The 15611-nt window shown below is 62.6% G+C and carries 12 protein-coding genes; 9 read left to right on the forward strand and 3 right to left on the reverse strand.

Going from position 1 to position 15611, the window contains the following annotated elements; genetic code table 11:
• Positions 1-48 precede the first annotated feature (48 nt).
• On the reverse strand, positions 49-2784 hold the full coding sequence (locus NQL71_RS14530; RefSeq protein WP_274642876.1) for a winged helix-turn-helix domain-containing protein: 2736 nt from the start codon (positions 2782-2784) through the stop codon (positions 49-51).
• A gap of 321 nt (positions 2785-3105) precedes the next feature.
• Here NQL71_RS14530 and NQL71_RS14535 point away from each other — a divergent pair, with 321 nt between their 5' ends.
• From NQL71_RS14535 to NQL71_RS14550, 4 genes are all read left to right on the forward strand, one after another.
• On the forward strand, positions 3106-4212 hold the full coding sequence (locus tag NQL71_RS14535) for an acyl-CoA dehydrogenase family protein (protein ID WP_046819235.1): 1107 nt from the start codon (positions 3106-3108) through the stop codon (positions 4210-4212).
• 28 nt (positions 4213-4240) lie between these two features.
• Positions 4241-5428: a lipid-transfer protein gene (locus tag NQL71_RS14540; protein WP_046819234.1), complete on the forward strand. Its 1188-nt coding sequence runs from the start codon at positions 4241-4243 to the stop codon at positions 5426-5428.
• A 109-nt stretch (positions 5429-5537) separates the two neighbouring features.
• A complete protein-coding gene (locus NQL71_RS14545) occupies positions 5538-6110 on the forward strand; it encodes a DUF2889 domain-containing protein (protein ID WP_077183404.1) in 573 nt (190 codons plus the stop codon).
• Positions 6111-6316: 206 nt separating this feature from the next.
• Positions 6317-9070, forward strand: a complete 2754-nt coding sequence (locus NQL71_RS14550; protein WP_274642877.1) for a winged helix-turn-helix domain-containing protein — start codon at positions 6317-6319, stop codon at positions 9068-9070.
• Here the strand turns inward: NQL71_RS14550 and NQL71_RS14555 are convergent, their stop codons facing one another.
• Both NQL71_RS14555 and NQL71_RS14560 read right to left on the reverse strand, forming a co-directional pair.
• Positions 9071-9535: a PaaI family thioesterase gene (locus NQL71_RS14555; protein ID WP_052760663.1), complete on the reverse strand. Its 465-nt coding sequence runs from the start codon at positions 9533-9535 to the stop codon at positions 9071-9073.
• 189 nt (positions 9536-9724) lie between these two features.
• Entirely contained in the window at positions 9725-10873 is a 1149-nt protein-coding gene (locus NQL71_RS14560) for an acyl-CoA dehydrogenase family protein (RefSeq protein ID WP_046819231.1), read from the reverse strand.
• Between the two features lie 457 nt (positions 10874-11330).
• Between NQL71_RS14560 and NQL71_RS14565 the strand changes: the two genes are divergently transcribed.
• The 5 genes from NQL71_RS14565 to NQL71_RS14585 all read left to right on the forward strand — a co-directional run bounded on the left by NQL71_RS14565 (position 11331) and on the right by NQL71_RS14585 (position 15538).
• Positions 11331-12515 (forward strand): lipid-transfer protein, encoded by a 1185-nt coding sequence (locus tag NQL71_RS14565; RefSeq protein WP_046819230.1) that lies wholly within the window; start codon positions 11331-11333, stop codon positions 12513-12515.
• A gap of 32 nt (positions 12516-12547) precedes the next feature.
• Entirely contained in the window at positions 12548-12985 is a 438-nt protein-coding gene (locus NQL71_RS14570) for a MaoC family dehydratase N-terminal domain-containing protein (protein WP_077183406.1), read from the forward strand.
• Positions 12986-12995: 10 nt separating this feature from the next.
• Positions 12996-13430 (forward strand): MaoC family dehydratase, encoded by a 435-nt coding sequence (locus NQL71_RS14575; protein ID WP_274642878.1) that lies wholly within the window; start codon positions 12996-12998, stop codon positions 13428-13430.
• Between the two features lie 34 nt (positions 13431-13464).
• On the forward strand, positions 13465-14298 hold the full coding sequence (locus NQL71_RS14580; RefSeq protein WP_046819227.1) for an SDR family NAD(P)-dependent oxidoreductase: 834 nt from the start codon (positions 13465-13467) through the stop codon (positions 14296-14298).
• A 97-nt stretch (positions 14299-14395) separates the two neighbouring features.
• Complete coding sequence (locus NQL71_RS14585) at positions 14396-15538, forward strand: acyl-CoA dehydrogenase family protein (RefSeq protein ID WP_046819226.1); 1143 nt, start codon at positions 14396-14398, stop codon at positions 15536-15538.
• Positions 15539-15611: the final 73 nt, after the last annotated feature.

The raw sequence follows: 15611 nt of genomic DNA on the forward strand, positions 1-15611 counted from the left end.
ATCCTGATCGGCGCATTGCGGGCCGCCCCCGCGATGCGCGTCGGTCTTTCAGGTGATCCAGCCCCGCGCGCGGGCAATGGCCAGGGTTTCCGTGCGCCCGTTGGCCTCGAGTTTCGCGTAGATCTTCTGCAGGTGGGATTTGACCGTGAACTCGGAGAGAAACACCTTCTCGGCGATTTCGCGGTTACGATGCCCGGCGGCCAGCAGTTGCAGGATCTGATACTCGCGCACCGTCAGCACTTCGTGGGCGCCGTTGTCGTTGCGGGCATCTTCCATGTTGCCGTCGCTGACCTCCAATAGCTGCATCAGCCTGTCGACGAATCCGCAGTCGATCCCCAGGTCCTTGCAGCGTGCCTTGCCGGTGGTGGCCCAGCGTTGCAACAGCCCCGCCATGCGTTCGCCTTCTTCGATGAACGTGGCGAGGAAGCCGTCATGGCTGGCCAGGCGGAGCGCTTCACCGAGCGCCTGGAAGGCCTCCTGCGGTTGCTGGGTGCTGTCCAGCGCGAGCGCCAGGAGAAGGCGCAGCTTGAGTTCGCGGCGGTGATGTTGCCAGTGTCGTGCTTGCTCGATCGCCGTGCGCAAGGCCTTGGCTGCCGCCGCGCCTTCGCCCTGGAAAATGCGCAAGCGTTGTCGGGCGATGCTCGGCGTGTCCACGTCGTTGGCGATACGGATGAAATCGGGACGGTCCCAATCGCCGACAAGGTCAGCTGAATGCAGGGCTTGCAGCGCCGTGTCCAGGCGCTGTTCGAGCAACGCCACGCGGGCTCTCTCCAGCCACGCAGAGCACTGGACGCGGGGCGAGCCAACCTGGCGGCCGATCATCTCGAGCTCCATCAGGCAGCGGGTCCAGGTGGTGCGATCGCCCTGGCTGTAGGCGATACGTGCGGTCAGTACGTGAGTGATGATCTGGTTCTCGGGGGAACTGACCTGCTTGGCGAAAAACAGGCAGCGAGACAAATACTTTTGCGCTTGCGCAAAGTCGCCACTCTCGTACAGCAACAGGCCATGGAGGATATCCAGCGACAGCTTGGCTTCGTGCGGTTTGCGCTGGCCGTTGTTTTGCGTTCGCTCCGGCGTGCTGTGCATACGCACGAGGGCATTGCTCAAGCGGCCCTGGATCAGGTCCAGGGTGCTCTCGTTGACGCGGAAGATGTGGCGCAGAAAACTCGAATGAACCCGCGAGTCACGCTGCAATGCACTGGACAACAGGTTGCGCGCTTCATCGTAGCGACCGCTGGCAACCATGTTCATCGCCACCGAGTTGGCCAGCACGATATATAAATGCACCTCGTCGGCGGGCATGCACTCAAGCAGTTCGACGCCCCTGCGGCAACAGGCTTCGGCCTGGTCAGTCACCCCAAGGCGCAGACATTCAACGACCTTTGGCACATAGGCATAGGCGGGCCCCGACTGTTGCGCCAGACGTTCGGCCACGTGCATCGCGTCCTTGAGGCGGGTCGTGCTCGCCAGCAGCCAGGCGTAGGCCTGGTTGAGTAGCGGATAGCGGTCGCGAGTCGCCTCGGGAATCCGGTCCAGCCACCGCAGCAACAAACGTGTGCGGCCACTGTCGATCAGGGTATCGAGGTGACGGTTCAAACCTTCGGCGGCTTCATCGAGGAGCCCGGCATTGAACAGGTGTTCGACGCCGGGGATCGGCTGCCCGTCGTTGAAGAACCATGACGCGGCGGTTTCATGGAGGGTTTGGGCCATGCCCGGGTACAGGCGATCCAGGGCATGGCGCAAGAAACTGGCGAACAGGTGGTGATAGCGGAACCATTGTTGCTGGCTGTCGACCGGCACCAGGAACAGGTTGGTACGGTCCAGGTGATCGATCATGGCGCGGCTGTCCTTGCGCCCGGTTACCGCTTCACAGAGCGGCACGCAGAACTGCTCGAGGATGCTGGTCTGCATCAGGAATACCCGGCATTCCTCGGTCTGACGCGCCAGGATGTCTTCGGTGAGGTACTCGGCCAGCTCCAGGTTGGAGCCGGAAAAGGACGAAATGAAGGTGCCGTGATCGTCCCGGTCCTTGAGCGACAGGCTGGCCAGGTAAAGCCCTGCGATCCAGCCCTCGGTGCGCCGGTACAGCGTGGCCAGCTCGTCGTCATGCAGCGGGATCTGCCGTTTGCCGCGAATGAACGCCATGGCTTCTTCAAGGGTGAAACGCAGATCCTGCGGACGAATTTCCAGCAGTTGGCCACGGGCGCGAATCCGCCCCAGGCCAATGCCCGGCGTTGAGCGCGACGCCATCACCACGACGCTGCCTGAGGGCAGTTGCTCGACCAGTTGCTGGAGAAACTCGAGCACCTCGGGATTCTGGATGACTTCGACTTCGTCGAGCAGGACGGCAAATGGCAAGGGGGCGCTGACCATGAGCTCCAGCAGGTCCTCGGCACAGCGTGGATCGTTGCGCTCAGACTGCTCGTCGGACACGGGCAGTAAGCCCAGGCCCTTGTTCAACAGGTTGACGAAGCGTTGCAAATCGTTGTCGGCGGGCTCCATGTTGATCCACAGCGCACGCTTGCCGTTGGCCAGGCAGTGCTCGCGATATTGCTGCATGAGCGTGGTTTTACCGAAACCTGCGGCTGCTCGAATCAGGATCAGGCGGGCCGCGTCGGCGTCGGCCATTTGCTGGAGCAGGCGAGAGCGCGACAAGTGGCTGTCAGCCGATTTCGGACTGGCGAACTTGATAGAGCCACTTTTCGAGGCTGATGGCTCACCCGGGGCGGCCGTGAGAGCAGGGCCGGCAGGCTCGACCGTTGGATTGTCCCGGTGAACTGGCATTGAAAGAACCTCCATACGGATCACTCGCCTGGCGCAACCGCCTGGCAAACTGACCTTTTTATTCTTGTAAGTGCGGCCATATTGCCACGTCTGGCCGTCGCCCGAGACTTTGGTCTAACGCAACCCTCAGGGTGCGCCGTTGAGCGCCTGCGTCACTCAATGAGCTTGCCCGATTATTGTGCACGCACAACGTCTTGCAAACCCGCCCCCCCTGTGAGGGTGGCTCTCGATGCACCGGGTCCCATGCAACGATTGCCTCGACAAACTGGAACGGGTCAGCCCGTTTTTTCCATGCAATCGGGCGATGGCCAAAGGTTCCGGATGGACGTTCAACGCACTCTCTACCGCGAAGACCATGAAATGTTTCGCACCGCCGTGCGACGCTTTATCGAGCGTGAGAACCTGCCTGGCCTGGCGGGTCGGGAAAATACCGGTGATGTTGAACGGCGGGTCTGGTTGAAGGCCGGTCGTGAAGGGCTGTTGTGCGTGACCCTGCCGGCGCAATTCGGCGGTGGTGGTGACGTGGGCCATGCCGCGGTGCTGCGTGAGGAATTTGCCCGGGCAGGGGTCTGTGACCGGGCCTTGTCGCTGCACTCGGACGTCATCGCACCGTGCATCGCCCAGTTGTCCAGCGACGAGCAGAAGCGTCGCTGGCTCCCAGGCGTTTGCAGCGGCGAGGTTGTGCTGGCCCTGGCCGTCACCGAACCCGGCGGCAAACCCGGGAGCTTGCGGACTCACGCCGTGCGCCAGGGTGCTGATTACCTGATCAACGGCAGCAAAACCGCGGTCGGTAACGGCATCGCCGCCGACCTGATCCTGCTCGCCTGCCGCATCGACGGCAATGAAGGTGATACGGGCGTCAGCCTGATCATGGTTGAAACCGGTCGCCCGGGTGTGCAGCGCAACCGCAGTGTGCCTGCCAGCGCGCAACCGGGCGCCGCCGAGTTGCACCTGGACAACGTACGTGTACCGGTGGGCAACCAGCTGGGCGAAGCGGGCAGGGGCCTGGATTACCTGAATCGGGCAGGCGACCAGGAGCGCCTGTTGGCGGCGATTTCTGCCGCCAGCCGCCTCGAACACCTGCTGGACCTGACCCTGGACCATCTGCGTCAGCTCGATACCCGTGGCCATTGTTCGTGGGCGCTGCAGCACACCCGCAACAAGGTCGCCGATATCAAGGCCCGCGCCGTCGCCTTGCGGGTGCTGGTCGATCACTACCTGGAGCTGCGCATGCGCCAGCCGTTGACCGCCGAGCAAGTCGCGATCGCCTACCTGTTTGCCAGCGACACCCTGCGCAAATGCACCGAGGAACTGGCACGCCTGCGCGCCACCCAAGGCCGCCTGCGCACTCATTCCATTGCCCATGCCACGGTCGATCACGGCATGACTGGCAAGGCTACGCACGAAATTATCGCGCAAGCGCTGTGACACCTCTCAAACCAGCAAGGACATCGTCATGAGTCAACACGCATTAGTAGCCGGGGTCGGCATGATCCCGTTCAGCAAGCCAGGCGCGAGCCCGAGTTACATCGACATGGGTGCCCAAGCGGTACGTCTGGCGTTGGCCGATGCCGGCCTGGGCTATGACCAGGTGCAGATGGCGTTTGCCGGTTACGTATACGGCGACACCACTTGCGGCCAGGCCGTGTTGTACCGGGTGGGCCGCACGGCGATTCCGGTTTTCAACGTCAACAATGCCTGCGCCACCGGCTCCAGCGCCCTGTTCCTGGCCCGTGCCGCCGTCGAAAGCGGCCAGGTCGAATGCGCCCTGGCGGTCGGCTTCGAGCAGATGCGCCCGGGGCCGACCCGTTCCAACTTCGATGACCGTCCGTTGCCCCGTGGCGATTACTTGCCGATTCAGGATGAACTGTGTGGCGACGCCGGTGACATCCCGCGCAACCTGATCACCTTCGGCGGTGCCGGTCGTGAGCACATGCGCAAGTACGGCACGCAGATGAGCACCTTCGCCGCGATCCGCGCCAAGGCCAGCCGCCATGCCGCCAACAACCCGCTGGCCTTGTTCAAGAAGATCGTCACCACCGAAGAAGTCATGAATGACCAATTGATGTGGGAAGGGGTCATGACCCGGATGATGGCCTGTCCGCCGACCTGTGGTGCCGCCGCCGCGATCATCTGCTCGCCGGCGTTCGCGAAAAAGCACGGCCTGCGCACTGATGTGGCGATCCTCGCCCAGTCGCTGGTGACCGACCCGGTGGAGTCCTTCGAGCCGAAGACCATGATCGGTTTCGTCGGCGCGCACATGGCCGAACGGGCCGCCGGCGCGGTGTACGAAAAGGCCGGCGTCGGTCCCCAGGACATTCGCGTGGTCGAGTTGCACGACTGCTTCGCCCACAACGAACTGTTGACCTATGAAGCCCTGGGCCTGTGCCCGGTGGGTGGCGCCGAGCAGTTCGTGCTCGACGGCGATAACACCTACGGCGGTCGCGTTGTCACCAACCCGTCCGGCGGCCTGCTGTGCAAAGGCCATCCGCTGGGCGCCACGGGCCTGGCGCAGTGCTATGAACTGACCCACCAACTGCGTGGCACCGCCGGTGCGCGACAGGTCGAAGGTTTGCGCCATGGCCTGCAGCACAACCTCGGGCTGGGTGGCGCCTGCGTGGTCACGCTGTACGGCAAGAACTGAGTGATGTGAACGGCCGAGCCAGGCACGGCCTACTCACCGAAAAACGGTCGGGGACCTGTCACCGGCCTGTTTCAAACGCTTTTGCGAAGCAGCAAGAAGGAATTGATTGATGACCACCGAGCCCCTTGACTCACCCACTCGCACACTGCTGCACACCCGCGAAATCATCTGCAAGGGCTATCGGCGCAGCGATGGCCAGTACGACATCGAAGGATGCCTGCAGGACCTGACCAACGAACCGACCGACCTGCCGTTTCACCGGGTGCCCCAGGGCGGAACGATCCATGACATGCGCCTGGTGATGACCATCGACGCCGACATGGTGATCCAGCACATCGTCGCGGTGACGGCTACCGGTGCCAGCCAGTTCTGTGGTGAAGCGGCGGCCGCTTACTCAGGTTTGGTGGGGCTGAAGATTGCCGCTGGCTTCAAAAAGAAGATGCAAGCCATCGTCGGTGGCGCCATCGGTTGTACCCACCTGACCGAACTGCTTGAGCGCATGGCCAACGTGGCGATGCAAACGCTGTTTTCCACCTACCGTGCCGAGGCCAGTCGTCGTCGGGAAACGGGCACGCAACAGGTCGTCGCGGTGCGCCCATGGGTGATCGGCACCTGCCATGCCTATCGAGAAGAGGGTGATGCGGTGCGGCTATTGTGGCCCGAGGGCTTGCCCAAGGCCTGATGGTGTCAGGCTCACGACCTGTGGGAGCCAGGGGATCAGGGTCCAGCCACACAATCAAGGTTGGCTGTAAGGCCGTCTTCGGACGAAAGCCGTATCGGCAAATGTCGAGCCAGGCCCTACAATGAGCTGCGAAAATACATGCAGTCGGGACAGCTTTTGTCCTACATCGTTTGTCGCCTGTCCCGCCATTCCGGAAGTGTTCTCCCATGTCGTTACCCCCCCGCAAAGACACCGACCTTCGTTCCTCGGCCGACGCTGATCAGTCCATCGCCGACACCAAGGTCGTACCGCCACGCGGGGCCCGGCGGCTGGTGCCTCGTGAGAGCCTGCTGCTGCGCCTGCAAGAGGTCCGGCGCCAGCGTTGCGTGGTGATCCAGGGCCCTGCCGGGTGTGGCAAGACCAGCACGTTGCTGGCCTGGCGCCGGGAACTTTTGGCGATGAATTTCGAGGTGGCCTGGCTGTCGCTGGGCGCCGAAGACGACGAACTCGGCCGCTTCAGCCATTGCCTGCAAGCGAGCCTGGCGCAAGTGCTGCCGGAGCAGGTGCGCGATGCCGGCATCCTGCTCGGTCGTGATAACCAGGACATGGCGGTCGAGCACTGGATCATCACCCTGGTGCAGGGCATCGCCCAGTATTCGCGTGAACTGGTGCTGATGCTCGATGACATGCAACATCTGCAGGAGCCGCGCATCGTCCAGGCGTTGCAATGGCTGATCGACTACGCCCCGCAAAACCTGCACCTGGTATTCGGCACACGGGCGGCACTGCCATTTCCACTGGCCGCCTTGCGCGCACGGGGTCAAGTCAGCGAATTCGACCTGCGCGACCTGCGCTTCAGTCGCAGCGAATCGGAGCTTTTCCTGCGTGAACACCTGGGCGCCATCGATGCCCGCGACGCGGCGACGCTGCACGAGCTGACCGATGGCTGGGTCGCCGGCCTGCAATTGTTTGCCGTCGACCTCAAGGCCAAGCAGATGACGCGCTTCGACCGTGTGCAAATTCGCGATGCCATCGGCTTTGCCGACTATTTCGAACGCGAAGTGCTGGTGCGCCTTGCACCGCAAGATCTGCGCCTGCTCACCTGCGCATCGATCTGCGAACGCTTCTGCGCTTCGTTGTGCGCAACCCTGCTTGGCCAGCCCCACGCCATCGCCGGCATGATGACCCAGTTGGCCCGACTCGATGGCGACAATCTGTTCATCACCCAGGTCAAGAGCCACGACCGCGAGACCTGGTACCGCCTGCATCCGTTGCTGGGCAGCGTATTGCGCGCCCGGCTGGCGGCGCGACCGCAACAGGAACAGGTGCTGCACGCCGTTGCGCGGGGCTGGTTCACCGAACACGAGCACCTTGATGAAGCGGTGCGTCACGCCGTGCGCGCCGGTGATTGCGAGGCGGCGGCCGATATCGTCGAAGCCTGCGCCTATGACTTGCTGGCCAAGGGCAACCTCAGCCAGATCTCAGGCTTGCTCAAGGGCTTGCCGGCGGAACAGACCGCCGAACGTTTCGGCTTGCAGGTGGTGATGGCTCATCTGCAACTGTACTCGCGCAATTTCCAGGCGTTGCAGCAGACCTTACAGCATCTGCAAGCCCATCACGAAAGGCTCGACCCCCGGCAGCGCCATGCAGTGACGGTGCTCAAGGGCAGCCAGGCGATTCACCAGGACGATACGGCGGCAATGCTGGCGATCCTCCCTGAATTGCTGGCGATCCCGGACAATGCCGACGACTTTTCCTGGTCGGGGCGCAGCAACACCCTGGCCTGGCTGTACATGTACCAGGGCGAATTCGACAAAGCGCGCAAGGTCCTCGAGGGCGGCGAGCGGCCGTTCGGTTCGCCGCGCCGCAGCCTGCTGGGGCGCTGCATGAGTGGCATGAGCCTGGCGCTCGAAGGCCGCGCCACCCAGGCCGAGCACCTCTACCGTGAAGTGCTGGAAGAGGCCGAAAAACATGGGGTGGCCTATCTGGTGGTCAGCACCATGGCCGCCGGTCTGCTCGGTACGGCGTTGTACGAGCAGGGCGATTACCACGCCGCCTGCCAGCTGCTTGAGCCACGGATGAAACTGCTGGAGCAGGTGGCGATCCCCGACACCGTATTGCAATGCATGCAGACGCTGGCCATGGCCCAGTGGCTGGCCGGGCGACAACCCGAAGCCATGGGCTGGCTGGACCGCCTGGAGCAGTATGCGAGCCGTTATGACCTTGACCGTCTACTGGTCTGTGCGCTGCTGGTGCGCATGCGCTGGTTGCAGCAGACCGGCGACGAATCCGCGGCGGACGGCGCGTTACAGCGCATCCTCCAGACGTCGCAACCACACCAGGCGGCGCAATCGGGCACTGAACTGGAAGTTCGGATCATCGCGCGGCGGGCCGAGATTGAACGGTCCCTGCATGCCGGGGATTTTTCGGCGGCGGCCGAGCCTTTGCCGGCGCTGATCGAGACGTCACAGAATAACCGCCGTTGGCGGCGGGTGGTGGCGATGCGTGTGCAAATGGCCATGATCGAACAGGGCAGGGGGCACGTGGATCAGGCGCGCGAGCAACTGATCGAAGCGTTGCGTCAGGGCCATCGCCTGGGGCTGGTGCGCAGCCTGCTGGATGCGGGGCCGGGGGTTGCTGCGCTGCTCGAAGCGTTGATGGCCGAGCATGTCCTGGACCCGGTGTTGACGTTCTACGCGCAACGCTTGCTCGACGTCGCCTGTACGGCTGACGCCAGCAGCCAGCCGGCGCCGGACACCGGGACCGCCAGCGTACTGAGCATTCGCGAACTTGACGTGATGAGCCTGGTGGCCCAGGCGCTGCCCAACAAGAAGATCGCCCGGGTGCTGAACCTGTCACCGGAAACGGTGAAGTGGCACATGAAGAATATTTTCTACAAGCTGGAGGTCACCGGGCGCGACGAGGCCATCGCCAAGGTACGCGACCTGGAACTGAAGCTTCCCGGCAACCCCCAGGTTTGATCAGCCCTGGCGCGGGTTGCCGTGCAGGCTTGGGGTATTGCCGATGAAGGTCGCCTTGCCCCGGGCCACCAGGCGTTCGCCATCGAGCAGGTCGAGGCTGGCATGGGACAACGAGCGCCCGATCCGGTGAATCTGAACGTGGGCTTCAACCCATGCGCCCAGATTGGCCGGTCTCAGGTAGTCCATGCTCAGGTTGATGGTCGCTGGCGGCAAGTCGGTGGCCGCCGCAAGCCGCAGGGCCCGGCCGAATGCGGTGTCGGCCAGAGTCGCAAGAAAACCGCCATGGGCGATGCCCAGCGGATTCAGGTGTTCGGGGCGGATACGAGCAGCCAGCACCGAGCGTTCTTCATTTACGTAAAGGCCGGTGCAATGCACCACGAAACCGACGCGACCCATTGGCAGGAATCCGGCAGGCGGACTGTCTTCGTGGGCGGCCGCTTCGAAGGGTTCAGGGATTGAATTCATTGGCATGTGCTCATTGTGCGCGTGCAGTGGTGAGTGCCGATCACCCAAGGCGCTGCTCACTTCAAATCCTGTGGGAGCGAGCCTGCTCGCGAAAGCGGACAGTCAGGCAACACACGTGTCGACCGTGCAATCGTCTTCGCGAGCAGGCTCGCTCCCACAGTGTGTGCACCTTGATTAACCGGTGTCGGTTTACAAGGTGCGGGCTATCAGCTCTTTCATGACTTCGTTGGAGCCGCCGTAGATGCGCATCGGCCGGGTGTTCACGTACAACCGGGCGATCGGGTACTCCATCATGTAGCCGTAGCCACCGTGCAGTTGCAGGCATTCGTCGATGATCTGGCAGGCTTGGGTGGAGGTCCACCACTTGGCCATGGCGGCCGTGGTCGGGTCCAGTTCGTGCTTGACCATCTTGTCCAGGCAGTCGAAGACAAAGGTGCGGGCAATGGTCACGGTGGTCTGCATTTCCGCCAGCTTGAAGCGGGTGTTCTGCATGTCCAGCAATGGCTTGCCGAACAGCTTGCGGTCATTGCTGTATTTAATGGTTTCCTCGACCGCGCGTTCCATGGAGCCCAGGGCGTTCATGGTGATGAACATGCGTTCTTCGGGCAGTTGCTGCATCAGCTGGATGAAACCCTTGCCTTCTTCCGGGCCGAGCAGGTTGGCCACCGGCACACGCACGTCATCGAAGAACAGCTCCGAGGTGTCCTGGCCTTTCTGGCCGATCTTGTCGAGGATCCGTCCACGGCGGAAGCCCGGCAGATCCTTGACCTCAAGGCCAATGATCGACATGCCCTTGGCACCCAGGGAGGGGTCGGTCTTGCACACCAGCAGCACCAGGTCGGCGTGGAAGCCATTGGTGATGAAGGTTTTGGAGCCATTGATGACGTAGTGATCACCCTCGCGGATGGCCTTGGTCTTGACGTTCTGCAAATCGGTGCCGGCGCCGGGCTCGGTCATGGCGATGGCCGCGACCATCTCACCGGTGGCCATTTTTGGCAACCAGCGCTGTTTTTGCTCTTCGCTGGCGTAGCGCAGGATGTAGTGCGCGCAGATGGCGCTATGGACGTTGGTGCCCAGGCTGGTGGCGATCCCACGGGCCAGTTCGTAGCCGATGATCGCGTTGTGCGCGTGGCTGCCACCGCCGCCGCCGTACTCTTGCGGGATCGCGGGGCACAACATGCCCATCTCGCCGGCCTTCAGCCAGGTTTCACGGTCCACGTGCTGCTGTTTGGCCCAACGCTCTTCGTGGGGCACCAGTTCCTCGGCGGTAAAACGACGAACCGATTCCTGGAAGATCGCCAGGTCTTCGGTCAGCCATGCGGGTCTGTATTCGCTCATGTGAATCCTCGGTAGGTGATGGGACGGGGTCTCTTGCCATGCTGGGCGCAGCGCGGATTTTCAGCGAGCGCCGAAGGGATGATGCTGCGGAGTAGGCGGGGGATCGTTCGAAGGGATGTTTCGGGGGAGTAGGAAGGTACTTTCCTGTAACTGCGGTTGAATGCAAAACCTGCGGCCACCCAAAATCATTGTGGGAGCTGGCTTGCCAGCGAAGGGTCCGGCGCATTCAACATCCATTTCGCCTGACACACCGCCTTCGCGAGCAGGCTCGCTCCCACAACTGGCTTCATCGAATTACTCCCTCCCAACGTTCCTTGGAACGCGTCCCACTACCTCCGCAACTTCATCCCTTCGACGGTCGTAGCACCGTTGGGGGCGAACCTAGGATGAATCCCACAAGAACCTACCGGCCGGCGGGTACGACAACCGAACGTGTATGCCAAAAGGAAATTCATCCATGAGTGAAAAAGTCGTAGTCGCCGGGGTCGGCATGATCCCCTTCGCCAAGCCGGGTGCCAGCCCCAGCTACACCGACATGGGCGCCGAAGCCGTGCGCCTGGCCCTGAAGGACGCCGGTATCGCGTACGACAAGGTGCAGATGGCCTTCACCGGTTACGTGTTTGGCGACTCCACCTGCGGCCAGACTGCCCTGTATGAAGTGGGCCGCACCGGCATCCCGATCGTCAACGTCAACAACAACTGCTCCACCGGTTCCACCGCGCTTTACCTGGCCCGCGCTGCCGTACAGAGCGGTCAGGCCGAGTGCGTGCTGGCCCTGGGTTTCGAGCAGATGCAGGCTGGCGCGCTCAAGTCGCACTGGGATGACCGTCCACAGACCCGGGCCAGTGTGGTCCACGTGCTGGAAGGCCTGACCCGCGACGTCGACTTGCCGCGTGCACTGAAAACCTTCGGCGGTGCCGGTCGCGAACACATGCAGAAGTACGGCACCCGCATGGAAACCTTCGCTGCCATCCGCGCCAAGGCCAGCCGCCATGCCGCGAACAACCCGTTGGCGCTGTTCAAGAAAGTGCTGACCACCGAAGACGTGATGAATGACCAGCTGCTGTGGCCGGGTGTGATGACCCGCCTGATGGCGTGCCCGCCGACCTGTGGCGCCGCGGCGGCGATCATCTGCTCGCCTGCCTTCGCCAAGAAACACGGCCTGCGCAGTGACGTGGTGATTCTCGCGCAGTCGATGGTGACCGATCCGGTGGAGTCCTTCGATCCGCCGTCGATGATCGCCTATGCCGGCTTCCACATGACCCAGCGCGCCGCGCAACTGGTCTACGAGCAGGCCGGCGTCGGCCCGCAGGACGTGCGCGCCGTGGAGCTGCATGACTGCTTCGCCCACAACGAACTGCTGACCTACGAAGGCCTGGGCCTGTGCGCAGTCGGTGGCGGCGAACAGTTCGTCCTCGATGGCGACAACACCTTCGGCGGCCAGGTGGTGACCAACCCGTCCGGCGGCCTGCTTTCCAAGGGCCACCCCTTGGGCGCCACCGGCCTGGCCCAGTGCTATGAGCTGACCCATCAGTTACGCGGTACCGCCGACAAACGCCAGGTCGAAGACCTGAACATCGCCTTGCAACACAACCTCGGCCTGGGCGGCGCCTGCGTCATCACGATGTACGGCCGCAACTGAGTTTTTCCATAACAACAAGAGGAGTGAGACACATGGCTGACAAGAGCCTGATCGGGCACAAGCTCGACAAATTCAGCGTCGATGTGGAGAAGGGCCGCCTGCGCTTCTTCGCCAAGGCGATCGGCGAAACCGATCCGCTGTACACCAGCGAGGCGGCGGCCATCGCCGCGGGCCACAAGGCCCTGCCGGTACCGCCGACCTTTCTCAAGTGCCTGGAAGGTGAAGGTCGCGACCTGAGCGCTTTCCTCAAGCTGTGCAACTTTGACCTGGGCCGCATCCTGCACGCCGAACAGTCCTTCGTCTACCACGCCATGGCCTATGCCGGTGACGTGCTGACCTTCGACGCCAGCATCACCGATGTCTACGAGAAAAAGGGCGGGGCCCTGCAATTCGTGGTCATGGAATCGCGGGTAACCAACCAGGACGGCGTACACATCGCCGATGTCCGCTCGTCCCTCGTACAGCGTTGAGGAAATGTCGATGACGCTCTCTAACACCACCCACGTGCAATTTTCCGATATCCAGATTGGCGATGTGATCCCGCAGCTGGCGCTGCAACCGGTCAACCGCACCACCCTGGCGCTGTACTGCGGCGCGTCGGGTGATCACAACCCGATCCACATCGACATCGACTTCGCCCGTAAATCGCGCATGCCCGACGTGTTTGCCCACGGCATGTTGTCGGCCGCTTACCTCGGTCGCCTGTTGACCCAATGGGTACCGCAGCAACAAGTGCGCAGCCTGTCGATCCGCTTCACCGGCATCACCCAGTTGGGACATATCCCGACCTGCACCGGAACCATCACCGACAAATTCGAAGAGAACGGTGAGAAACGCGTGCGCCTGCAGATCCGTTGCGCCAACCAGTACGGCGAAGAAAAGCTCGCCGGCGAAGCTGTCGTGGCCCTGGCCTGAACCCCTTAACCCTATTTCACAGGAACAATAAAAAATGAAAAAGCTTGAAGGTAAAGTCGCTCTGGTTACCGGCTCCGGCCGTGGCATTGGTCGTGAAGTCGCCCTGCAACTGGCCGCCTACGGCGCGAAAGTCGTGATTAACGACCTGGATGCTGAACCGGCTGAGGAAGTGGTCGCCGAGATCCGTGCCACTGGCGGAGAAGCTGTGGCGTGCGTGGGCAGCGTCACGGCGCCGGACTTCGCTGACCGTTTCGTGCAGACCGCCGTCAAGGCCTACGGCTCTATCGACATCATCGTCAACAACGCCGGTTTCACCTGGGACAACGTGATCCAGAAGATGAGCGACGAGCAGTGGTACGCGGTCATCGACTGCCACCTGACCGCACCGTTCCGCATCCTGCGTGCCGCCCAGCCGATCATCAGCGCCCTGGCCAAGAAAGAAGCCGCCGAAGGTCGTGAAGTGCTGCGCAAGGTGGTGAACATCTCCTCCGGCGCTGCTGGCGGCAACGTGGGCCAGTCCAACTACTCCTCGGGCAAATCCGGGATTCTGGGCCTGACCAAGACCCTGTCCAAGGAGTGGGGTCGCCTGAAAGTCAACGTCAACGCCGTCGCGTTCGGCTTGATCGATACGCGCCTGACCCAGGCCCTGGCTGGCGACGACAGCAAGACCGTCAATATCGAAGGTCGCGAAATCAAGGTCGGCGTGCAGCAGGCGCGCCTGGACGGTGTGGCCTCCACCATCCCGTTGGGTCGCGTCGGCAAACCGGAAGAAGCCGCGGGTGCAGTGGTGATGTTCTGCCTGCCGGAATCCAACTTCTGCTCCGGCCAGGTCATCTACTGCGGCGGTGGTCCAGGTTCCAACTTCTAAGACTGTCGCGGTGTGTGCCCTGGTTAGCGGGGCCAACGATTCGTCGAGCTTGTTGCCCGCCCGCGGGTAACAAGCCCAAGAACATGAGGTGTTTGAAATGCTGGAAAATTACCGCTCCCCGTGGATGACCGAGGACCTGGAGTCGTTCAACGACATGGTCATGCGCTTCGGCAAGGAATACATGGAGCCCAACGAGCTGAAGTGGCGTGAGCAGCACTTCGCCGATCGTAGCGCGTGGCTCAAGGCCGGTGAATTGGGCCTGATCCTTCCGGATGTATCGGAAGAGTACGGCGGTGCGGGAGGCGACATCGGCCACTACGTGTGCGTGGTCAACGCCATGAGTACCTTCGGCGGCGGCCTGGGCCTTGGCCTGAGCCACATCGTGGCGCACTACATCCTCGAATCCGGTACTCAAGCGCAGAAGAAGCACTGGCTGCCGAAGATCGGTTCCGGCGAAATCATCTGCGCCATTGCCATGACCGAACCGGGTGCCGGTTCCGACCTGCAATCGGTGCGCACCCGCGCCGTAAAGCAGGGCGACAAGTACGTCATCAACGGCGCCAAGACCTTCATCAGCAACGGCCAGACCTGCGACATGGTGCTGGTGATCGCCAAGACCGACATCACCCAGGGTGCCAAGGGCGTGTCGCTGTTCATGGTCGACACCAACACCCCGGGTTTCCGCCGCGGCAAGCTGCTGAGCAAAGTCGGCATGCACGCCCAGGACACTTCGGAAATGTTCTTCGACGACGTTGAAGTGCCGGCCGATTGCCTGCTTGGCGAAGTGGAAGGGCAAGGGTTCTACACCCTGATGAGTCAGCTGCCGTACGAGCGCGCGCAGATCGGCGTCGGCGCCGTAGCGGTGATGGAACGCGCCCTGCGCCTGACCGTGGAATACACCAAGGATCGCAAGGCCTTCGGCAAACCGGTGATCGACTTCCAGAACAGCCGCTTCGTGCTGGCGGACGCCAAGGCGACGGTCTTGGCGGCCAGGACCTTTGTCGACCTGATCATCCAGCGCTGGATCGACGGCACCCTCGACACCACCCTGGCGTCGATGGGCAAGTTCTGGCTGACCGAACGCCAGGGCGAAGTACTCGATCGCTGCCTGCAACTGTTCGGTGGCTACGGCTACATGAACGAATACCCGATCGGGCGGATGTGGGCCGATGCGCGGGTAGCACGCATTTATGGCGGTTCCAACGAGATTCAGCGCGAGGTCGTTGCGCGTTCGTTGTGACAACAGGGCCGACCCCGACTGTGGTCGGCCCGACAGCCGCGTCGATAGTTCCAAATCGATTGAATAATAAAAA

The organism is Pseudomonas serbica, from assembly GCF_028823535.1.
Taxonomy (GTDB): Bacteria; Pseudomonadota; Gammaproteobacteria; order Pseudomonadales; family Pseudomonadaceae; genus Aquipseudomonas; species Aquipseudomonas serbica.

Coding starts and splice junctions, on each gene's coding strand:
- NQL71_RS14535 (WP_046819235.1), top strand. CDS start 3,106: ATGGACGTTCAACGCACTCTCTACCGCGAAGACCATGAAATGTTTCGC.
- NQL71_RS14555 (WP_052760663.1), bottom strand. CDS start 9,535: ATGAATTCAATCCCTGAACCCTTCGAAGCGGCCGCCCACGAAGACAGT.
- NQL71_RS14550 (WP_274642877.1), top strand. CDS start 6,317: ATGTCGTTACCCCCCCGCAAAGACACCGACCTTCGTTCCTCGGCCGAC.
- NQL71_RS14545 (WP_077183404.1), top strand. CDS start 5,538: ATGACCACCGAGCCCCTTGACTCACCCACTCGCACACTGCTGCACACC.
- NQL71_RS14540 (WP_046819234.1), top strand. CDS start 4,241: ATGAGTCAACACGCATTAGTAGCCGGGGTCGGCATGATCCCGTTCAGC.
- NQL71_RS14575 (WP_274642878.1), top strand. CDS start 12,996: ATGACGCTCTCTAACACCACCCACGTGCAATTTTCCGATATCCAGATT.
- NQL71_RS14580 (WP_046819227.1), top strand. CDS start 13,465: ATGAAAAAGCTTGAAGGTAAAGTCGCTCTGGTTACCGGCTCCGGCCGT.
- NQL71_RS14570 (WP_077183406.1), top strand. CDS start 12,548: ATGGCTGACAAGAGCCTGATCGGGCACAAGCTCGACAAATTCAGCGTC.
- NQL71_RS14560 (WP_046819231.1), bottom strand. CDS start 10,873: ATGAGCGAATACAGACCCGCATGGCTGACCGAAGACCTGGCGATCTTC.
- NQL71_RS14565 (WP_046819230.1), top strand. CDS start 11,331: ATGAGTGAAAAAGTCGTAGTCGCCGGGGTCGGCATGATCCCCTTCGCC.
- NQL71_RS14585 (WP_046819226.1), top strand. CDS start 14,396: ATGCTGGAAAATTACCGCTCCCCGTGGATGACCGAGGACCTGGAGTCG.
- NQL71_RS14530 (WP_274642876.1), bottom strand. CDS start 2,784: ATGCCAGTTCACCGGGACAATCCAACGGTCGAGCCTGCCGGCCCTGCT.